This is a genomic window from Vibrio sp. 10N.261.55.A7 (genome assembly GCF_002877365.1).
In the GTDB taxonomy this organism is placed as follows: domain Bacteria; phylum Pseudomonadota; class Gammaproteobacteria; order Enterobacterales; family Vibrionaceae; genus Vibrio.
In genome coordinates, this window is the sequence record NZ_MCWZ01000306.1 from 1 (window position 1) to 19,661 (window position 19,661).

Sequence of the window (19,661 nt, forward strand, 5' to 3'; positions counted from 1 at the left end):
GTATCATTCCAGAACCTTTCTGGTGGCGGTGGCGGTAAAGCCATTGCCCACCTAATTGAAACAGCTAAGCGTCAAGAAGACACATTAATGGTGAACTCTACGCCTATCGTCGTTCGCTCACTGACAGGTATTTTCCCTCAATCTTTCCGAGACCTGACACCCGTTGCTGCAACGATTGCCGACTACGGCGCTATCGTGGCTTCAGTTGACTCTCCTTACAACTCTTGGGAAGACGTCGTTAAAGAATTCGAAGCGAATCCTCGTAAGGTTAAAATTGCAGGCGGTTCAGCTCGAGGAAGTATGGATCATCTGGTTGTCGCGGCAGCGTTCAAAGGTGAAGGTTTTGATGCCAAAAAAGTTCGCTATATCGCTTACGATGCAGGTGGTAAAGCGATGGCGGCATTGCTGTCAGGTGAAACACAGCTACTTTCTACCGGATTAGGCGAAGTGCTAGAAATGTCTAAATCTGGTCAGGTTAAGATCATTGCTGTGACAGCGCCTGAGCGCCTAGCCGCAGCACCAGAAATTCCAACACTTGTTGAGTACGGAAACGAGACTGTCTTTGCTAACTGGCGTGGCTTCTTCGCAGCACCGGGTGCTAGCCAAGAGAAAATTGACGAATGGAACAGCGCGCTAACAAAAATGTACAAAACTCCTGAATGGGAAGTCGTTCGTGACCGCAACGGTTGGATAGACAATTACAAAGCGGATAAAGATTTCTATGCCTTCCTAGAAGATCAAGAAAAACAAATGGGTGACCTAATGCGTGAGCTTGGCTTTCTCAAGTAACTCACTTTCTTTAATCATCAATATTTGAATCAATGAAAATGGGCTGATACGTCAAACTCTTCGTAAAAGCCCTGTTTAACCCTTTTGCCGTATGCGAGTTTAACCCCAAAACTCCTTTGTTTATGTATATAGACCCGTAGGCCAATTGACTAGCAGCAATCAGCTTACTTTCTGTTATTGAATATCCTGACAGCTATTCTCTAACTTGCTCGTATACGGCCTTTTCTTACCTCAAGCAAATGGAGTTGGATATGTCGGATTCGCCAACTAATTTTTTCAGTAAAGAAAACTTACTCTGTCGCGATAGAGTCGGAGCAATCATCTTTCTCGTGCTTTGCCTTTGTTATGGCTATCAAAGCACTCTCATTCCTCTTTTCCCTGGGGATGAATACGAACCTTTCACCGCAAGGACACTCCCTACACTTCTTACATTTGCTGGTATTGGACTCGCTCTGCTTCTGTTAATCACAGGGCAAAAAGACCAAGACAGTGGTGCAGTCTCAGATTTTGACTGGAAACTTCTCATCGGTTTCTTGTTACTGATGGCACTTTACGGTTTAGGTCTCACTTATGTTGGCTTCGTTATCGCCACAAGTTTGTTCTTACTTTCCGGTTTTTACATATTGGGTGAACGAAGAAAACCTATTTTATTAGGCGCGTCATTCCCGTTTGTCATCGCCTTTTATCTACTACTCACGCAAGGTCTAGATATTTATCTTGAGCCTGGCCTGATATTTACCATCTGGTAATTAGGACAAGTATTATGTTAGACGGAATTTTACAAGGGCTCTCTACCGCAATCATGCCAATGAACATCATGATGGTGATTGTCGGCTGCTTTGTCGGTACTTTTATTGGAATGCTACCAGGGTTAGGGCCAATTTCAGCCATCGCCCTGATGATCCCTATCACTTACGGTTTAGACCCTTCGTCAGGCCTTATCCTGATGGCTGGTGTTTATTATGGTGCCGTATTTGGTGGTTCAACGTCCTCTATATTAATCAACGCACCTGGTTGTTCTTCAACCGTAGTGACAGCATTTGATGGCTACCCAATGGCGCAAAAGGGGCAAGCCGGTAAAGCGCTCGCTCTGGCTGCTTACTCTTCTTTTACTGGTGGTACGCTATCCGCAATCATGTTGTTGATTGCTGCGCCTGCGTTGGCTAGCGTGTCACTCAGCTTCCAATCTTCAGACTATTTCGCACTGATGATTCTGGGCCTTTCAGCGGTTGCTGCTTTTGCAGGGCCAGGCCAAGTGATCAAAGCATGGATGATGACAGTACTGGGGTTGATGCTTTCTACTGTTGGTATCGATAAAGGTGTCGGCGTCGAACGTTTTACCTTTGGTTTAACCGATCTTATGGATGGCTTTAGTTTCCTACTCCTAGCAATGGCGACCTTTGCTTTGGGTGAAACGTTAATGGGTATTCTGAAACCTGAAAAAGACACCAGTGCCGAAGAAAACAGAAAGCTTTCAGACATTGGCAGTATGAAAGTGACCAAAGAAGAATTCATAGAAGTGGCGCCCGTTTCCATACGCTCATCGATTCTTGGCTTCTTTACCGGTGTGCTACCGGGCGCAGGTGCAACGATTGCGGCTTTCCTAAGCTACGGAATGGAGCGAAGCCTTGCACCTAAAGACAAGCAAAAAGAGTTTGGTAAAGGGAGCATTCGAGGGCTTGTTGCCCCAGAGTCAGCGAACAATGCCGCATCAAGCGGTTCGTTTGTTCCACTCTTAACACTGGGTATCCCAGGTTCAGGGACAACCGCTATCATGCTCGGCGCATTGATCGCTTACGGTATTCAACCTGGTCCACGTTTGTTCGTTGAGCACCCAGATGTGTTCTGGTCAGTCATCATCTCTATGTACTTCGGTAACATCGTGTTAGTGATTTTAAATCTACCGTTGATTCCATATATATCGAAGCTGTTAGCTGTTCCTAGAACCGTTCTGCTACCTATGATTCTGTTCTTCTCAATAACGGGTGTTTATCTTGTTTCTTTTAACACCATGGACGTTTTCATCATGCTGTTAGTCGCAATGGGTGCGATAGCCTTGAGGCTTGCGAATTTCCCACTCGCTCCATTATTACTCGGGTTTATTCTAGGAGGGCTTATGGAAGAGAATTTACGTAGGGCACTGATGATCAGCGATGGTGAATTGAGCTTCTTATGGGAACGCCCTATTACACTAAGCTTTACTGTGATAGCCGCGCTTGTGTTAGTTAGCCCGATATTAGTTAAACTGATTAATAAGATGAGATCGCAGCCAAGTAAAGTAGAGCTATAGTGATGCAATCACTGATACTACAGACACATTGGTTTTAAACTAGAAAAGGAGCGTATTGCTCCTTTTTTAGCTTAGTATCTTTATAAAACAGCGATAGCCACTTAACTATAATAGGTAGTCAGCTAGTAAAAGGTCGAATTCATTTCCAAAGGGAGACGGATTGGTATTTTGGTTTATTACCGTGAAGGTTCAATACTGAGATATTAATTCAGTGCAAAAGTAAGAATCACGTCAGGATAATGACGACGACCTATTATTTTATGCGATTTCTCTTACTATACTCTTCCCAAGAACACCTTATAGGCAGCCGCTGTTATGACACAAAAACCATCGACTTCAGTCATTTCATCTCCGCTTAAAACTGTCTTTTTTCTCATCATACTTCCACTCATCATCGTTTTGTCTGCCACCATTTTTTTAACCATGAGTTCGGTTCAAAAAGAGATGGATGACAATTCAAAAGCCTATTTACACCTGTTGGATTCTCAAATTGCCGTTCTCCACAAGAACAACCTGGAAATCCTGAATAAATATGACGAGTGTGATGACTTACAAGAAGAATTTATGTTTGAAAACACGTCTCGTGAGCTCATTCTTGTCGAAGAAGGCATTGCTATATGCTCCTCTAAACGCGGTACTATTCATATAGATCTGAATCCATTTCTAAAGCCCAATGGCAGCAAAGACGGAATTTACCTCGTCGATATCAATTATAACCCAGCGCAACGAACCCTCTTTATAACCAACACTGTTCCCGGTAAGCCTCATTCAGGAATCTTTGCTATCGCCAATACAAGTCAGATTTTTGAACGGTTCAATACCGTAGCAAACAGTCGATCGAGTTCCGTTACTTTCAAAATAAACGACAAAATCTATCCGCACCACAATGATTTTTCCCCCGAAAGAATACACTCGATTGCATCATCGATTGAAAACAATTTCACTATTCTGGTTGAAGCCAATCCCTCGTACGCTGCAAATCGACTGCTTTACTCGGTGTTACGTGGAATAGCGGTTTCTTTGCTTATTTCTTTGATACTGTTTTTATCACTCCAGCAATTTCGTAAACGATTGACGCTAGTGGATGACCTCAAAAAAGGACTGAAGAGAAACGAGTTTTTCTTGTGTTTTCAGCCGCTAGTCAATTCAAAGAACGGCACCATTAACGGACTAGAGGCACTTATTCGCTGGAACCACCCTAAGCTTGGGCTTATTCGTCCTGACGTTTTCATACCGATTGCAGAGCAGCAGAACCTCGTCAATAAAATCACCGATTACGTCATTGAAGAAGCACTAAAAGACCTATCAAACTGCCCAAGCGATAACGATATTCATCTTGGAATCAATGTTCCACCAAGCTATCTACATCAGCGAAATTGCATTGATTTACTTGAAGAATATAGAACAAAATTTCTCAACATCGGCTATGTGTTGACCATTGAAGTCACTGAACGCCAAATGCTAGACCAGACCGGCAGAGAAACCATCAAGCAACTGAGGAATAAGGGAATAAAAATCTCTATCGACGACTTTGGAACAGGCCATACTTCCCTTTCCGTTTTACAGTCTATCAATTTCGATTATCTAAAAGTGGATAAGTGCTTTATCGATACAATTGGTATCGAATCAGTGAGCGCTCCAGTGCTCAACACCATCATCGATTTAGGTGACCGATTGGGCGTAACCATTGTAGCGGAAGGCGTTGAAACAAAGCATCAGGCGAATTACCTGATTGAAAAGAATGTCCCTGTGTTGCAAGGCTATTATTATTCGAAGCCACTTCCTCTCGAGGATTTGAAGCAGCTTTTTAAAGACAATGAGATGAACTAAATCTTGAGGGTTTCCTGAATAGTCGTTGCGGAAAGACTTCTGCGAAACGCCAGCAACGGTAAAGACACCAAGACCTAAACAGAGAGCCTAGAACCCGCGATTTTTCCAAAACTGGCTCTCATCCTTTGCGTGAACATGGAAAGTTTTTTCAGCCACAACCCTGCCCCCAAGAGTAACCGACATTCGCCAAGGGCCTAGGTTAGATTCAAAACTCTCCCCATTGGGCATAAGTAACTGAATCGTATCACCCAAGTAAAAGTCGAAGTCGTTACTGTTCACGTACTCCTCGCCTGTAAACGGCTCTAATACCTCCCCTTTTTTGCTCAAAATGCCAGGGTGATCGATGCAAAACGAAAACTTCTCTCCCTTTGCCTTTTTGACGTTAAAGATAAAACCAAATTCCACATCGACTTCAGCAGGTACACGTAACGTAAACTCTCGAATTTTTGGAAGGTCTTTAGAGCGTGAGTCCCATGTTGTGTAAATACCATACGAGGAAATGTCTACTACAGGCGTTCTTTTGGCCATTGTTGCCACCGTTTTTTCATTTTTTTCATTGTTGTTTGGTCAACACCATGAATGCTGCCGTAATTGCCTGAACACTCCACCACTTGAAATTCAAGAGCGTACTTTCGCGCAAGCTTATAATAAGGTTGGATTTCCCAACGACAGACAAACGTATTTGAAACGACCACACTGTCGCCATCGATCAGGCTTGTCTCTACTTGCTTGTAACACCATTCGTGAGCATCGCCAATGAGGCTAACGTCATAGCAGTAGTCTCCTTGCGCATTGATAAAGTACATATCCGCTTCAAAATGAGCACAACCCATAGAACGAGCTAATGTTGACTTACCAGAGCCAGGAAGACCCCGAATTAAAGTGAGTGTTTGAGACATACCAGAATGCTCACTAACTGAGAAGGTGACATAGTAACGTAATTTAGATTCATTTTGCTATCGACATCTCATTATTATTGCGTTAAGTTTGGATGTATAGACGTCTAAAATAATAGCTTAGGGAGAAAAGCTGTGCCGATTAAGATCCCCGATCAACTACCAGCATCTGATGTTTTACGCGAAGAAAACATATTCATTATGCCCGAATCTCGAGCTTCAACTCAGGAGATTCGTCCTCTCAAGGTATTGATCTTAAATCTTATGCCGAAGAAGATTGAGACGGAAACTCAATTCCTTCGTTTACTTTCAAACAGCCCACTTCAAGTAGATGTTGAGCTGCTTCGTATCGACGATCGACCAAGTAAAAACACACCGACAGAGCATTTAGACAACTTCTATCGCCAGTTTGAGATGGTAAAAAATAGAAACTTCGATGGCCTAATCATTACAGGGGCGCCGTTAGGCTTAGTTCAATTTGAAGATGTAATTTACTGGGATCATCTTAAAACCATAATGAGCTGGGCTAAGAGTCATGTGACCTCAACATTGTATGTCTGTTGGGCAGCTCAGGCAGGGCTAAAGCTTCTGTATGATCTGCCAAAACGTACACGAAAAGATAAGCTTTCTGGGGTGTATCATCATGTGACTCATCAAGAATATCACCCGATCCTGCGTGGGTTTGACGACACCTTTCTAGCCCCTCATTCTCGCTTTGCGGATTTCTCTCCTGAGTTTTTAGAAGAGCATACTGACCTCGACATTCTCGCAACGTCCGACATCGCAGGTGTTTACCTGGCTTCCACCAAAGACAAGCGTAACGTCTTTGTCACGGGTCACCCTGAATACGATGCTCACACACTGCATAACGAATATATTCGCGATCTTGGTGAGGGCATGGAGCCTGCAATGCCAATCAACTATTACCCAAACAACAACGCAGACAACAAACCTTGTGCGAGTTGGCGAAGTCATGGTCACTTATTGTTCTCTAACTGGCTAAACTACTGCGTTTACCAACAAACGCCATACGATTTGGACAAATTCAGTGAAGACCATTTCACTAAAGATGATTAATGCTGTTTTACCCAACGTTATTACTAACTAATTAGTCGATAAAACGTAATAAAAACGGTCACTTAAGTGGCCGTTTTTTTGTGATTGCTAACTTGCTCGCATTGTTATTTCCTGCATTTCAATCCCTCATCTAATCTGAATATGATGTGCTTGCTAACAAGGAGCACCCAATGAAAAAAATACTTTCCGCACTATCTCTCACGACCCTACTCGGCTGCGTTACTGTGACTGAAGGAGGCGCTCCTGTTTCAAGTGCCACATCAATTGAAAAGGCGGAAACAAGGGTTGCACTAGGACTAGGCTATTTGGAAAAGGGCAACATGATCAAAGCGCGAGAGAACCTAGAAAGTGCATTGGAACATGCCCCTAACTATTATCGAACGCAGTTAAGCATGGCGCACTATTATGATGAGGTTGGCGAAACTCAATCGGCAAAAGAGATGTATCAACGGGCTGTTAATCAGAATCCAAAGAATGGAGATGTACTGAATAACTACGGGACCTTTCTGTGTAAACAGAGTGACTTTAGTCAAGCCGATTACTATTTCAATCAAGCCATCAAACAACCCACCTACTACCGAACATCTGACAGCTACGAAAACGCCGCGTTTTGTGCTTTAAAAGCAGGGAACAATAAACTTGCCGAAACCTATTTCAAACGAACTCTCGATCATGACCCTTATCGGTCACGCGCATTGTTTCAGTTAGCAAAATTAGAAATAGAAAGAGATGAGTTCACCCAAGCAAGGGTTAGACTGCTGAATTTCCATCGACAGTTTGGGGTCAATCAATCTTCACTCTCGCTTCTCATAGACTTAGAATCAAAGGCAGGGAATACCGTCATGAGTGAGCGCTATCAAAAACAATTAGACGCGTTTATAAGCCAAGAATCTTAGGTTAATAGCAGGTAGCCATAACTCTTATCAACCAACTGAAGGCAGTCTACTCTGGTGAACTACTTACGTTTGTTTTTATTCTGCTTATCGCGTGACTGAATTTTCCTATATTCATTTATCACGATTTTAACAAACAACAATGCGCCAACCACGCCGAGCAGTAGAAATACCCAAAGTAAACCATTGCAGAACCAATCGGGGTTGCAGGGCATATAAATTTCAATATCCATGTTACTGCCCCCTGTATTCTCGCTATGAATTCACTAACACTCTGTTGCGTGCTCTCGTCTACCCTTTGAGCTTCAACCATTTAGCCCGTTGAGATGGGCTCTTAAATGTCCAAGCCACAAAGCGACTGATTTTTTGCCCTTGACTCATCTCAACCACTTTCATTTCCAACGCGTTGACTTTTTCAAGATTTTTTCGAATCCATTTCACATTGTCTTTCTTCGAAATCAACGTGGTAAACCATAAGACCTGATCAGCAAACCCTTTACTTTCAATGACCATATTTTTTATGAAAGCAGCCTCGCCTCCAGGGCACCAAAGTTCCGCTTTTTGACCGCCAAAATTAAGCGCCGCATTACCTGTTTCTTTCGAGTTGCTGTCTTGACTAGCCAGAGATAACGTACCTTTTTTGAGTTTATTGGCTTTCAGGTTTTTAATTTTTCTTTGCGTGCCCAGCTCAGCTTCTTGAAGTGATTTATGGAAAGGAGGGTTACAGGTCGTAATGTCATAAAATTCCCCTTTTTTAATGATACCTTTAAAGAAGTTTTGGCTATTCGACTGTAATCGACACTCAATTTTTCGATCGAGTGATGCATTCCCTTGAGCAATGCCGTTAGCATTGTCGACTGACACCTTGTCGACATCACTTCCGACGTACTGCCAACCATAGTCGCTTGCCCCAATGATCGGGTAAATACAGTTGGCTCCAACACCAATGTCTAATGCTCGAACCATAGAGTGCTTCACTGTTTTACACTCTGCGGTAAGTAGCTCCGCGGCCCTGTGAATGTAATCTGCTCTACCGGGAATGGGTGGACATAGATAACCTTCTGGAATATCCCATTGAGTCACGTCATAGTGGTACGCCAATAATGCTTTATTGAGCAATTTTACCGACTTAGGGTCTGAAAAATTAATGCTTTCTTCACCACGAGGGTTAAGCGTGACGCAATCTTTTAACTCAGCTAGCGCATTTACCAGTTGTGTGAAATCATAACGGCCATGATGTTTGTTTCGCTTGTGCAGACCATTGGAGCTGATCGTTTCAACCTTCATTGAAGAGGTGCTCTGTTCATTTTTTTTCTTATCGGCTTTCATTACTAAATCACTTATTTTTCAGCTCTTGGTACATCATGAAGATTCGCGCATCGAGTTCTAGTTGGTGATAATCCGGCAACATATGACAGCATAGTTGATAGAATGCCTTGTCATGGCTCTTCTCTTTGATATGAGCCAACTCGTGAACCACGAGCATACGCAAAAGCGGTTCAGGTGCTTCCTTGAACACGCTTGCTATTCGTATTTCATTTTTCGATTTAATCTTTCCACCATGCACTTTATTCACATAAGTATGAAGCCCAAGCGCATTGTTGATCAGATGAATTTTACTGTCATACACCACTTTACTTAGCGGCGAGGTCTTTTTCATCGACCGATTTTTAATCGCCATTGTGTATTCAAACAGCGCTTTTTCGCTTTTTATCGTGTGGTTCTCTGGGTAGCGAGCTTCAAACCAGGTCACTAATTTGTTTGAGTTAACAAGCTGTTCGATTTGAGAAACTATATGTTCTGGATAACCTTGAACATAACGAAGAGAGGAGTGCATAAGCTCAGTGACAGTAATAAAAACGGCCGCTAAGTTTATCGGAATTGGCTCTGTGATTCATTGATTTTTGTCTACGTACTTTTCTCCAACAGCAATTTCGGCTAAACTCCCGCGCTCGAAGTAGAGCCTCTTAACTTTATGTGCAGCGGCTTAAACCTCATCAAACCCATGAGTAAACGGATAAAGGTAGAGTCGATTATGAAACGTTTAGTTCTTTATGTTGCAGACAAGTGCCCACATTGCAAAGACGCTCAACGCTACCTCGATTCAAAGGGCTACAAGTACCGCTTAACCAACGCGAAAATGCAAAGGGGAAGAAAGGAACTTCAAGCAATGGGCGCACGTTCTATTCCAGTACTAAAGATTGGTGATCAAGTGATGGTCGGCTGGAATCAAAAGAATTTCGAGAGAATGTACAACTCGTAGCTAATCACTCATACCCAAGCACTCATACCCAAGCACTCATACCCAAGCACTCATAACTTAGCACTCGTAACTAGGCAGTGATGACTCATCACTTATGTCTGCTAAACATAACACTTAACAAAGTCGATAAATGTTTTATCGGCTTTTGATTGATAGCCATCCTTTCTCCAAGCAAGCACGAGATCCATCTTTACAGGCTCTTCAAATGGAATGCCAACCACCCCAGGTTCGTGATTGGTGACCAAATTAAGCAGTGCCGATATGGCGAACTCCCTCTTTACTATATTGAGTATCATTGGAATCAGATTGGTTTCGAATGAGAATTTGAGATTGTAGTCGCCTTCACGCGAAACCTTATCGATAAAGTCCCGATGAAAATAGCCGGGTTTGAACATCACCAGTTCATGCTCAAAAAATTCAGGGTATGTAATCGATGTTTTTTCTGCCAGAGGATGTTGTTCTGACACCACCGCCACCATTTCGCCTACCATTAAATGATCAACATCGAGGTCATGGGGAATATCTTGGTTAACGATCACTCCAATATCAAGTTCGCCAGCCAATAACATTTCTCTTATAGACTGCGTACCCGCATCCACCAGCGTCAGTTTCAAATTTGGATATTGCGATTTGAATGCCATCAAGATTTCGGGAAAGAAATAGGAACCCATCATGCTTGGCGCACCAAGGCGTACTTCGCCCTTGTCTAACCCAATCAACTCATCCATTGCGAGTTGCGCATCACCCAACTGTTGCAGGATACGTTTGGCATGTTCATACAGAACACTGCCTTCATGGGTCAACTCTACTTTTCGGTCTTGACGCTTAAAAAGCATAACACCCAATTGCTGCTCAAATTTCTTAATTGAAATGCTTAACGCGGGCTGGGCAATGTTTAAAGCTTTCGCTGCCATCGTAAAATGTCCATGCTCTGCAACGGCAGCAAAGTGTTTTAACTGTCGACTATCCACATTATATCCAAAATATATTGAGCCTATATTTTTAATATATTTTATTAATCACCATTTCGCTGATATTTTGATCACACAGTGCAGGTTTGGCCATATCCCTTTGGCGAATATTGCTTTTTTCTCCGACAATTAGGACTCTCCAATGGCAGAATTTGGTAGCGCCAAATATCGCAAGATAACACTGAGCTTAGCCCTTGGTTCTTTCCTCGTCTTTTGTAACCTTTACCTTTTCCAACCGATTCTTCCGATGCTTGCCGGGCACTTTTCCGTTTCAGAAACGCAGATCAATGGCGTGTTTGCAGCTTCTACTTTTGCTCTTTCAATCTTTCTGGTGCCATGGGCCATTTGTTCGGAATCCTTTGGGCGAAGAAATGTCATGCTGATAGGTCTGTTTTCTATGCCCGTCGTCGGGGCATTGATGCTAGTCAGTGACAGCTATTGGTTGCTATTGGCTGCTAGGGGGTTAATGGGTATCGCACTCTCTGCTTTTGCCTCTGTGGCGGTGGCTTATATGGTAGAGGAGCTTGATCCGGCGGCTTTTGGACGTGCGATTGGAGGCTACATTGCGGCCAACTCACTGGGCGGCATAGTCGGTCGAATTCTAGGGGGGACGTTATCTGACTTGTTCAGTTGGCAGCACGCCGTTGCGGTATTGGCTATTTTGACGCTCATAGGCGCGATCATTGTCAGCACTATCTTACCGAAACAAGAGAATTTCACGCCACAAAGGGGCTTGTTCTTTCATCACAACCGAGCACTAGTGAAACACTTAAAAAATCGTACGATTTGGTTTGCCATGCTCATTGGCGGTGTCAATTTTGCTCTTTTTGTTAACCTATATTCCGTCATGGGATTCAGACTCGTCAGTGAACCCCATAACCTTCCGCTTGGCTTAGCCTCCCTTATCTTTTTATGTTATTTAGCAGGAACGCTCAGCTCAAAACTGACCGGTAAATGGACGCAATCTAAACAGCCCATTTCGGGCATGATCACAGGCAGCATCATCAGTATGATTGGTATGTGGGTGGCTCTCATAGATACGCTACCTATGATGTTAGCTGGGCTATTACTGATAAGTTTTGGGGCATTCTTCACGCATACACTCGCCTATTCTTGGGTCAGCCAGAAAGCCACACACGCCAAAGCAACGGCAACCGCATTGTATCTCATGCATTATTATATTGGTGGGAGTTTAGGTGGGTTCTTTCTAATCTACTGTTGGCAACACGGGGCATGGTCTGGGGTTGTTGCGGGAGGAATGTGTCTGTATGTTCTTCTATTTACACTCTGTTACGCGCTCTATCAACGCACAATAAAACAGTCTGCCCCCTTCGATGAATCCACCGCTCATACTGCTTAGGCAATATCAAAATGCTCACAGAGACGTAAGACGCTTCGGTACTAACGAGCTTAAGACTCTATCGATCTTTAGTCTTCCAGCGGTTTTCTGCTATTCTGTTGCAAAAATTGACTAAGAATCTCTAATGAATAAATATCAACTGGCTGAAAAGCGGACTCAGCAATGGCTCGAAGATGTCATCATCAATCTCAATCTCTGCCCTTTTGCACACAAACCCAATAAAAATAAGCAGATTAAAATTGCCGTTACGCCCGCTAAGACAGAAGAGCAACTCTTAGAATTCATTCTAGAAGAGTTTCAGATCCTCGACAGCAAAGATCCAAATGAGCTTGAAACCACTCTCGTCGTATTTCCAGATGTGCTCCAAGATTTTATGGATTACAACTTCTTCCTTGATTGGGTTGATGGCCTAATTAAACAGCAAGACTATGAAGGTATTTACCAAGTCGCCACTTTCCACCCTGATTACTATTTCCATGGAACGCAACCCAGTGATGCCGAGAACCTCACCAATCGCTCCCCTTATCCAACCATTCACCTCATTCGTGAAGAGAGTATGGAGAAGGTTCTGAAACACTATCCAAACCCTGAAGCAATACCAGACACAAACATAGCGCGTGTGGAATCTTTAACTCAGGAAGAAAAGGCGAAGCTGTTCCCCTATCTTTTTAGTTAATCCATCTATTTTTAGTTAATCTATATCCGCTTAGTTACCCCGTATCTGCTTAGTTAAGGAAAGCAGCAAGGTAATCTGATAATGAATGAGATTGATGCCTATTTTCGATCTCACTCATTCGTTCTCTTTTTAGTTGCTCTTTTCTTGGTCGCGCTTACCCCAGCCTTTCTGATACCACGCTATCCCTTGGCAATTGAGACGTCAGGTTATACACCAACGCAGGGTTAATCAATTTGGGCTCAGCCAGTTGCCCATCCCTTTCTTCTCGGTGAGTCACAAATTCCTCTTCCGTTGTGTTTTCAGTAATAAAGCAGTTCTCATGCTTTTCCTCACCAATCGTGGTCATATGAACCAATTCTTCAGCTGTTTTAGGGTAGTTGTGGCACAGGTAAACTTTGGTATCGTCGTCCATATCGTAGAGTTTTTCTAACGAGTGGAACATCTGCTTAGCGCTACCCCCGGGGAAATCGGCTCTCCCGGTGCCACGGTGGAACAGAGAATCTCCGACAAAAACCGCATCCCCAACTTTATACGTGAGATCAGCAGGTGTGTGCCCTGGCGTATTAATCACTTCGATGTCTGACTCACCAAAACCAAGGTGTTCATGATCGAGTAAGTAGTTTTCAAACTCGTACATTTCATTGAGCGCGAGATCGTCTTTCCATGACGCATAGACCTCTTTCACTGCGTCAGAGACATGAATAGGCGCATTGAGCTTTTCATGTAAGAAGAAAGAACCGGTTAAGTGATCAGCATGAATGTGTGTTTCCAATATTGCCGTTACATGTAACTGATGCTTTTGAACGTAATCGAGGATCATTTGAGAGGATTCAAACGTCACCTCCCCGGAGATTTCATTGTAGTCAGCGACAGGGTCAATAATGATCGCTTCATTGGTTGCTACATCGGAGACGACATAACTAATAGTGCCTGAAACTGGGTGAAAGAAGTGCTGAACCTTTTGCTTTGCCATGTCGCCCCCTAGCGCTTGTTATTCATTATTATTGATAGTCGTATCACCTATAAGTACGTTAATGAAAAGTGTAGTTTGGAAACCAAATATCGTCTGTAAACGCTCGAATAAATATCAAAAAAAATGCCAGTCAATGAACATGACTGGCATTTTTATTCAGAAGGTAGTTAGGTAACCGACTGTTATTTGGCTACATTTCCAGCAACATTGAGTGCATCCCATGTTCGTGCAAAAGGGGGCGCGTAAGCAAAATCTAAATACCCCAATTGTTGAGTCGTCATCTTAGCGGTAATCGCGACGGCTAAGGCATTGATACGACCAACGGCGCCCTTCTTACCAATGATCTCGCCACCCAAAAGGACTTTTGTTTCAGGGTGGTAAAGCACCTTAATTTTGATGTCTTCTTGCCCTGGGCAATAATCCGTTTGGTTCTTGTCTTTGATGATGGACGTCTTGTATTCCATACCGTGCTCTTTTGCCACAACTTCAGAAATACCGGTACACGCAAGTTCCAAATCCAGCACTTTCAAGCATGATGAACCTAAAAATCCATTAAGGAAGGTATCTTTTCCTGCAAGGTGATCCGCCATCATACGCGCTTGCTTGTTGGCTGTTGTCGCCAGCGGCAGATAAACCATCTTATCCATTGCGATATGGTAGCTTGTCGCACAGTCGCCCACAGCATAGATATGTTCGTCTTCGGTTTGACCCAACTCATTCGTGAGTAGCGCGCCATTGTCATACTTTGGCAGGTCAAACGCGTCTGTGTTTGGCTTGAAGCCAAGTGACATAATCACAATGTCGGCTTTAACAACACCACTGTCAGTTTGAACATCGTATCCGCCATCCAACGCATCAGTAATGCTTTCTACACTGCAACTCAGCTTTAACTCAGCACCACTTTCACGAATGGCATCTTCAACAGTGTCGATCATTTCTGGGCTAAACTGGCGGCTCATCATTGTCGCTTCACGTTCAATAATGGTGACGTTTTTACCCAAATGTTCCGCCGCATCAAACACTTCTAGTCCAATGAAACCCGCGCCAATGATACAAACGTTCTTCAGTTCTTTGTCTTTGAAAGCTTCTTTAACGGCTAGGCCATCTTCCATGCTTGTTAATGTATAAACATGCTCAGAGTTGTACTCACCAAAGTTTGGTACGATAGGACGAGCACCCGTACATACGATCAGCTTGTCGTACGCCAGTTGGTATTCCTCGTCGCCATGCTTGATCGCAACCGATTTGTTTGCTTTGTCTAAACCGATAACTTCAGAGTCCAAACGCAGATCTAAGCCTGATGCAATAGCTTGCTCTGGCGTACGAGAAATCAAACGCTCAGTGTCATCAAACATGCCTGCAGTGAAATAAGGCAAACCACAACCACCGAAAGAGACGTAGTCACGTTTTTCGATAACGATGATCTCTTCACTTGGTTGGTTACGTTTGTACTTTGCAGCGAAACTCATGCCAGCGGCATTGCCACCTAAGATTACTGTTGTCATCTTTTCTTACCTATAAATATTAAACAAAATTAGCTCCCGTAGGAGCTAATTCAAAGTCACATAGTGATTACGCGACGACTTCACTGTCTGAAGATGGGTTCGCATGTTCAGCATTGTATGCTTCTTCATCCATAGTGCCATTCTTCTTAGCGGTGAGAACACCTGATAGCATAGAACCAGAGATGTTAAGCGCCGTACGAGCCATGTCAATCAGAGCTTCGATTGACACTAGGATGGCAACAACCGTGATGTCTAGACCCATGATAGTCAGTACAGCAACGGCCGCGAACGTTGCACCACCACCCACACCAGCGATACCAAATGATGCGATAGCAATAACCGCAACCAGTTGAGCGATGAAGGCGAAGTCTACAGGAATGCCCATAACTTGAGCAGACATGATAGCAAGCATGGCTGGGTAAATACCTGCACAGCCGTTTTGGCCGATACTTGTACCAAATGTTGCTGACATGTTCGCTGTTTCTTCGTCGATACCCATGCGTTGAGTTTGAGTTTCAACGTTTAGTGGGATAGCCGCCATGCTTGAACGAGAGCCGAAACCGAACACAAGTACAGGCCAAGTCTTCTTAACGAACTGCATTGGAGAAAGACCCGTGAAAGCAACCATACCGATGTGGATAGCGTACATTACGAAGATTGCTGCGTAGCTCGCGACAAGGAAGCGACCCATTTCAGCCAGTGCGAACAAGTCGTTTGACATCATGAATGTTGTCATCAGAGCAAATACGCCGTAAGGAGTCAGCTTCAAGATTTCACGTACCATAGACAGTACAACTTCTTTAGCCGCGTTGATGAAATCAACAAAACTTTGTACTTTTTCAGGACGACGAGTTCTGACTTGCAGGATGCAGTAACCAAGGAACATACCGAACAGAACAGTTGAAAGCGTAGAGGTTCTTTCCGATCCCGTTAGCATGTCAAAGATGTTGGCTGGGATAATAGAAAGCGCAAGACTTGCTAAACCATTGTTCGCCATTGATTCCTGTGTAGAAGCCAGGTTTGCACCACGAGCGTCCATTGCTGCACTTGAGCCAACGGTGCTCACAAGAGCGTTAGCATCAATGCCGAAGATGTAGATTGCAGCAACACCAATTAATGCAGATAGACCACACGTTACAATCAATACACCAATAACTTTAGGTGCGATACGTGATAGCGCTCCACCCCCTTCTACATTCATGATTGAAGAGATCATCGCCACGAAGACAAGCGGGATAACAATCATTTGTAGAAGTTTGATGTAGCCTTTACCGAATACTGAGATGAGCTCAGCAAAACCGTTGACGGCTTCGTTGCCAAAACCCAGTGTAATCTGAATGGCTCCACCGAATAATAAACCACCGACTAATGCAGATAACACACGGAAGTTAAAGGTTTTTTTCTGTTTTTTGAACTTAGACAGCACGGCATAAAAGCCAAAGAACATAATACTAAGTGCAATAAATGTAATACTCATAAGATACTCCAACCAACCCTGTGATTACTTACGATAAGCAACGGCTTCAACTTCAACCAATGCGTCTTTTGGTAAACGAGCAGCTTCTACACATGAGCGAGCTGGAGCGTTTTCCGTTCCAAAAACATCCGAATAAACTGCATTGAACGCAGCAAAGTCTTCCATATTTGACAGGAAGCAAGTGGTTTTGATTACGGTATCAATACCTGCTCCACCCTCTTCTAATACAGCTTTTAAATTTTCTAGCGATTGTCGAGACTGCTCAGTGATCCCACCTTGAGCAAATTCCATTGTGTCTGGTACCAATGGAAGCTGGCCTGAAGTAAATACTAATTCTGCGTATGTCACACCCTGTGAGTACGGCCCAATGGCAGCCGGAGCGTCGTTAGTATTGACTATTTTTCTCATTCTTATTGCCTTATGTAGATGATTAATTAGTTAAAAATTCAGATTTAAATTCGCGAAGATATTTGTAGACCGCCTGGCGTGTGATCCCCAAGCGATCTGAAACTTGTGTGGTGGTCTCTTTCAGTTCAAAAACACCATTATCAAAAAGACGTTTAGTAATGGCCTTATTACGCCCTTTACTCGACACTGAATCATCGTTGTCAACTTCTTCAATAACACTGTTTAGTGCTTGGTCGATGACGTCGGTTGCATTGGTGCTGAAGTTTTCACTCACAACGGTTGTTGCAACGGATACGTCTGGCATTAATGTTTTGATGATTTCTGGAAATGGGAAAGAGAGGTTCATGTTGATGCACAACATGCCAATTGCTTTGCTATCGACACCCGCTAAAATGCAAGTGGTTGATTTAAGAAGTGAACCATCGCTACTGTTCGTAAAGTAACTCTTCGGAGAGACAACACCGGAGCATTCGTAGTCTCGCCACATTTTCAAGCCTAGATCGGTAATCGGCGATCCCATTGCTCGGCCGGTATGGTGGCCATTTACGATCTTTACAACGGATTCTTCAAAGCTTTCAAACGAGTGAATAACAACCTCACAGTGCGGGCCGATAAGATCGGCAATGGTATCTGCGAGGCGAAAGTAGTTAGTTAACGACTCTCGATCCTGTTGCGTAAATTTAACTTGCTTTAGCATTCTTCCACTCGTTTACATTAATTTACTCAGTGGGGCTAGATTAATCCCAAAGTGGTAACATGGCAAATTACAGTTAACTTTATTAAACCTTAAAAATCACCCTAAATTGAGCCAAATCAAACTATAGAAAGGTGAAATAGTAAATATTACTGCCATAGATCACACTACTTTCGTCATCCCAGTTGAATTTTGTTACCTTCGCCATAGTTTACATAATTAAACTAAATTTACTTTTTAGCGCATCTAATTTGGCGTGTTCGCTCATAAAACAAACACTATCTAAACTTCAACAGATACACGTAGATCATTGTGAATGTCGAGTTCCAATAAAACGATCTCATTGTTACACAAGATATGTGCTTAAAGAGTCAAGAGCATTTTTCGAGAGGAGCTTTATTAGGGGGTTAAGTCGCTTTCGACTAACACTCGTTGGTTGGCAAATGAAAATTCGTCTAAATCAATACAGTGAAATGGTAGATGCATAGAGTTCTAAATGAGCTCTGCTGGGTAAAGAGATAAGACCGAATGGTTGAAGAACAGTCCTTAGGTTAGAACTTGCTGTCTAATTTGGTTGTTAAGTCATTAGATAATGAGTTGAGACTAGAACAAACTTTTAATCAAATGGTTGGTTTCTTTAGAGAAAAACTAGTTAGCGTTTCTCTCTGTTCTTATGGCAAGCCGAAAAATAGTTACATTACTCGATTTCGATGATAATAAAACAACGGTGAAAATCAGAAGAGGATCTTCAAGCTATGTAGCGACAAGGTCGAGAGGATGAACAAACCACGCTTGAGATGCTGAAACACTTGTTGCTGTTCCTTTAACGCAAAAGGAAGTGCAATAGCACTCCCTTTATAATTTTTCATTCGGACATTGTAATTAAATAGTCGAATGAACGGCTAACCATACAAAAAGACCACGCAATACGTGGTCAATTGATCAGCTACTTCTCAACTTTTATGTTTTCCACTCGGGCTTTTAACTTTTGTCCCGGTCGGAATGTAACGACACGTCGAGCAGTAATAGGAATGTCTTCGCCAGTTTTAGGGTTTCGACCAGGACGTTCACTCTTGTCACGTAGATCGAAATTACCAAAACCAGACAGCTTTACCTGCTCGCCACTTTCGAGTGCTTTTCGAACTTCCTCAAAAAACACTTCAACCGTTTCCTTGGCATCCCGTTTACTGTATCCAAGTTTTTCAAACAGGTTCTCAGCCAGATCGGCCTTTGTGAGCGCCATAAAACTCCCCTTAAAGCTATGTTTAACATTGCTGCAGTTTGCAGCGCCAAAGCATTTTGCCTAGCCAATCAACAACATATCGGCTTTACCTTGGAAAGTGTAAGCCAAGCTTCTGATTTTCGCCAACTTTTTTCTAATCCATTTCTAAGACAAATCTATGAACAGTTTGGTATTTTCGAAAACAAAAAGAACTTTAAATCTATAAAAGGAGGTTAGCAGCCAAATAGCAGTATTAAAACCCAATAAACATGCAAAAAATAAAATTTAGAACCAAAAAATATCATATTAACTTTTTTGTAATTATTTGGTCAAGACT

21 protein-coding genes are annotated in these 19,661 nt (G+C 43.0%); 9 read left to right on the forward strand and 12 right to left on the reverse strand.

What is annotated here, in order from left to right; genetic code table 11:
* The 4 genes from BCU12_RS18235 to BCU12_RS18250 form a co-directional block, all read left to right on the forward strand.
* Positions 1 to 789 (forward strand): tripartite tricarboxylate transporter substrate-binding protein (locus tag BCU12_RS18235; protein WP_102405676.1); only part of this gene is annotated, 789 nt, incomplete at its 5' end.
* A gap of 251 nt (positions 790 to 1,040) precedes the next feature.
* A complete protein-coding gene (locus BCU12_RS18240; protein WP_102405677.1) occupies positions 1,041 to 1,538 on the forward strand; it encodes a tripartite tricarboxylate transporter TctB family protein in 498 nt (165 codons plus the stop codon).
* A gap of 14 nt (positions 1,539 to 1,552) precedes the next feature.
* Positions 1,553 to 3,079: a tripartite tricarboxylate transporter permease gene (locus tag BCU12_RS18245; protein ID WP_102405678.1), complete on the forward strand. Its 1,527-nt coding sequence runs from the start codon at positions 1,553 to 1,555 to the stop codon at positions 3,077 to 3,079.
* Positions 3,080 to 3,394: 315 nt separating this feature from the next.
* Positions 3,395 to 4,909 carry an EAL domain-containing protein gene (locus BCU12_RS18250; protein WP_102405679.1) on the forward strand — a complete coding sequence of 505 codons (1,515 nt, stop codon included), beginning with the start codon at positions 3,395 to 3,397 and terminating at the stop codon, positions 4,907 to 4,909.
* Positions 4,910 to 4,996: 87 nt separating this feature from the next.
* Here the strand turns inward: BCU12_RS18250 and BCU12_RS18255 are convergent, their stop codons facing one another.
* Together BCU12_RS18255 and BCU12_RS18260 are read right to left on the reverse strand one after the other, a co-directional pair.
* Positions 4,997 to 5,437 (reverse strand): DUF3859 domain-containing protein, encoded by a 441-nt coding sequence (locus BCU12_RS18255; RefSeq protein WP_102405680.1) that lies wholly within the window; start codon positions 5,435 to 5,437, stop codon positions 4,997 to 4,999.
* Positions 5,416 to 5,808 (reverse strand): AAA family ATPase, encoded by a 393-nt coding sequence (locus tag BCU12_RS18260; protein WP_102405681.1) that lies wholly within the window; start codon positions 5,806 to 5,808, stop codon positions 5,416 to 5,418. The genes BCU12_RS18255 and BCU12_RS18260 overlap by 22 nt, the downstream gene beginning before the upstream one ends.
* A gap of 132 nt (positions 5,809 to 5,940) precedes the next feature.
* Here BCU12_RS18260 and metA point away from each other — a divergent pair, with 132 nt between their 5' ends.
* Together metA and pilW are read left to right on the forward strand one after the other, a co-directional pair.
* Complete coding sequence (gene metA / locus BCU12_RS18265) at positions 5,941 to 6,882, forward strand: homoserine O-succinyltransferase (RefSeq protein ID WP_102405682.1); 942 nt, start codon at positions 5,941 to 5,943, stop codon at positions 6,880 to 6,882.
* 170 nt (positions 6,883 to 7,052) lie between these two features.
* On the forward strand, positions 7,053 to 7,778 hold the full coding sequence (pilW, locus tag BCU12_RS18270) for a type IV pilus biogenesis/stability protein PilW (RefSeq protein ID WP_102405683.1): 726 nt from the start codon (positions 7,053 to 7,055) through the stop codon (positions 7,776 to 7,778).
* Between the two features lie 59 nt (positions 7,779 to 7,837).
* On the opposite strand, the gene BCU12_RS23495 is transcribed toward pilW, so the two are convergent.
* Genes BCU12_RS23495 through BCU12_RS18280 form a run of 3 tightly spaced genes read right to left on the reverse strand, consistent with a single transcriptional unit; the run spans position 7,838 to position 9,612 of the window.
* Entirely contained in the window at positions 7,838 to 8,008 is a 171-nt protein-coding gene (locus tag BCU12_RS23495; protein WP_198599374.1) for a hypothetical protein, read from the reverse strand.
* Between the two features lie 58 nt (positions 8,009 to 8,066).
* The gene (rlmF, locus tag BCU12_RS18275) at positions 8,067 to 9,062 is read right to left on the reverse strand and encodes a 23S rRNA (adenine(1618)-N(6))-methyltransferase RlmF (protein WP_241909873.1); all 996 of its coding nucleotides are present in this window, start codon (positions 9,060 to 9,062) and stop codon (positions 8,067 to 8,069) included.
* Positions 9,063 to 9,111: 49 nt separating this feature from the next.
* Positions 9,112 to 9,612, reverse strand: a complete 501-nt coding sequence (locus BCU12_RS18280; protein ID WP_102405685.1) for a M48 family metallopeptidase — start codon at positions 9,610 to 9,612, stop codon at positions 9,112 to 9,114.
* 198 nt (positions 9,613 to 9,810) lie between these two features.
* Between BCU12_RS18280 and BCU12_RS18285 the strand changes: the two genes are divergently transcribed.
* Complete coding sequence (locus tag BCU12_RS18285; protein WP_102405686.1) at positions 9,811 to 10,038, forward strand: glutaredoxin family protein; 228 nt, start codon at positions 9,811 to 9,813, stop codon at positions 10,036 to 10,038.
* Positions 10,039 to 10,139: 101 nt separating this feature from the next.
* On the opposite strand, the gene BCU12_RS18290 is transcribed toward BCU12_RS18285, so the two are convergent.
* Positions 10,140 to 11,009 carry a LysR family transcriptional regulator gene (locus tag BCU12_RS18290; RefSeq protein ID WP_102405687.1) on the reverse strand — a complete coding sequence of 290 codons (870 nt, stop codon included), beginning with the start codon at positions 11,007 to 11,009 and terminating at the stop codon, positions 10,140 to 10,142.
* A gap of 142 nt (positions 11,010 to 11,151) precedes the next feature.
* On the opposite strand from BCU12_RS18290, the gene BCU12_RS18295 reads away from it, so the two are divergent.
* Both BCU12_RS18295 and BCU12_RS18300 read left to right on the forward strand, forming a co-directional pair.
* A complete protein-coding gene (locus tag BCU12_RS18295; RefSeq protein ID WP_102405688.1) occupies positions 11,152 to 12,369 on the forward strand; it encodes an MFS transporter in 1,218 nt (405 codons plus the stop codon).
* A gap of 124 nt (positions 12,370 to 12,493) precedes the next feature.
* Complete coding sequence (locus tag BCU12_RS18300; protein ID WP_102405689.1) at positions 12,494 to 13,045, forward strand: DUF1415 domain-containing protein; 552 nt, start codon at positions 12,494 to 12,496, stop codon at positions 13,043 to 13,045.
* Between the two features lie 154 nt (positions 13,046 to 13,199).
* Here BCU12_RS18300 and BCU12_RS18305 read toward each other — a convergent pair whose 3' ends face one another.
* The 6 genes from BCU12_RS18305 to ihfA form a co-directional block, all read right to left on the reverse strand.
* Complete coding sequence (locus BCU12_RS18305; protein ID WP_102405690.1) at positions 13,200 to 14,018, reverse strand: MBL fold metallo-hydrolase; 819 nt, start codon at positions 14,016 to 14,018, stop codon at positions 13,200 to 13,202.
* 182 nt (positions 14,019 to 14,200) lie between these two features.
* Positions 14,201 to 15,523, reverse strand: a complete 1,323-nt coding sequence (locus tag BCU12_RS18310) for a CoA-disulfide reductase (RefSeq protein WP_102405691.1) — start codon at positions 15,521 to 15,523, stop codon at positions 14,201 to 14,203.
* A 67-nt stretch (positions 15,524 to 15,590) separates the two neighbouring features.
* On the reverse strand, positions 15,591 to 17,000 hold the full coding sequence (locus BCU12_RS18315) for a cation:dicarboxylase symporter family transporter (protein ID WP_102405692.1): 1,410 nt from the start codon (positions 16,998 to 17,000) through the stop codon (positions 15,591 to 15,593).
* A 24-nt stretch (positions 17,001 to 17,024) separates the two neighbouring features.
* Positions 17,025 to 17,408, reverse strand: coding sequence for a RidA family protein (locus tag BCU12_RS18320; RefSeq protein WP_102405693.1), 384 nt, complete (start codon positions 17,406 to 17,408; stop codon positions 17,025 to 17,027).
* A gap of 22 nt (positions 17,409 to 17,430) precedes the next feature.
* Complete coding sequence (locus BCU12_RS18325; RefSeq protein WP_102405694.1) at positions 17,431 to 18,105, reverse strand: PAS domain-containing protein; 675 nt, start codon at positions 18,103 to 18,105, stop codon at positions 17,431 to 17,433.
* 943 nt (positions 18,106 to 19,048) lie between these two features.
* Positions 19,049 to 19,345, reverse strand: coding sequence for an integration host factor subunit alpha (gene ihfA, locus BCU12_RS18330; protein WP_102405695.1), 297 nt, complete (start codon positions 19,343 to 19,345; stop codon positions 19,049 to 19,051).
* Positions 19,346 to 19,661 lie beyond the last annotated feature (316 nt).

Coding starts and splice junctions, on each gene's coding strand:
- BCU12_RS18285 (WP_102405686.1), top strand. CDS start 9,811: ATGAAACGTTTAGTTCTTTATGTTGCAGACAAGTGCCCACATTGCAAA.
- BCU12_RS18305 (WP_102405690.1), bottom strand. CDS start 14,018: ATGGCAAAGCAAAAGGTTCAGCACTTCTTTCACCCAGTTTCAGGCACT.
- BCU12_RS18325 (WP_102405694.1), bottom strand. CDS start 18,105: ATGCTAAAGCAAGTTAAATTTACGCAACAGGATCGAGAGTCGTTAACT.
- BCU12_RS18315 (WP_102405692.1), bottom strand. CDS start 17,000: ATGAGTATTACATTTATTGCACTTAGTATTATGTTCTTTGGCTTTTAT.
- BCU12_RS18250 (WP_102405679.1), top strand. CDS start 3,395: ATGACACAAAAACCATCGACTTCAGTCATTTCATCTCCGCTTAAAACT.
- pilW (WP_102405683.1), top strand. CDS start 7,053: ATGAAAAAAATACTTTCCGCACTATCTCTCACGACCCTACTCGGCTGC.
- BCU12_RS18255 (WP_102405680.1), bottom strand. CDS start 5,437: ATGGCCAAAAGAACGCCTGTAGTAGACATTTCCTCGTATGGTATTTAC.
- BCU12_RS18245 (WP_102405678.1), top strand. CDS start 1,553: ATGTTAGACGGAATTTTACAAGGGCTCTCTACCGCAATCATGCCAATG.
- rlmF (WP_241909873.1), bottom strand. CDS start 9,062: ATGAAGGTTGAAACGATCAGCTCCAATGGTCTGCACAAGCGAAACAAA.
- BCU12_RS18240 (WP_102405677.1), top strand. CDS start 1,041: ATGTCGGATTCGCCAACTAATTTTTTCAGTAAAGAAAACTTACTCTGT.
- BCU12_RS18320 (WP_102405693.1), bottom strand. CDS start 17,408: ATGAGAAAAATAGTCAATACTAACGACGCTCCGGCTGCCATTGGGCCG.
- BCU12_RS18295 (WP_102405688.1), top strand. CDS start 11,152: ATGGCAGAATTTGGTAGCGCCAAATATCGCAAGATAACACTGAGCTTA.
- BCU12_RS18300 (WP_102405689.1), top strand. CDS start 12,494: ATGAATAAATATCAACTGGCTGAAAAGCGGACTCAGCAATGGCTCGAA.
- BCU12_RS18310 (WP_102405691.1), bottom strand. CDS start 15,523: ATGACAACAGTAATCTTAGGTGGCAATGCCGCTGGCATGAGTTTCGCT.
- BCU12_RS23495 (WP_198599374.1), bottom strand. CDS start 8,008: ATGGATATTGAAATTTATATGCCCTGCAACCCCGATTGGTTCTGCAAT.
- BCU12_RS18260 (WP_102405681.1), bottom strand. CDS start 5,808: ATGTCTCAAACACTCACTTTAATTCGGGGTCTTCCTGGCTCTGGTAAG.
- ihfA (WP_102405695.1), bottom strand. CDS start 19,345: ATGGCGCTCACAAAGGCCGATCTGGCTGAGAACCTGTTTGAAAAACTT.
- BCU12_RS18280 (WP_102405685.1), bottom strand. CDS start 9,612: ATGCACTCCTCTCTTCGTTATGTTCAAGGTTATCCAGAACATATAGTT.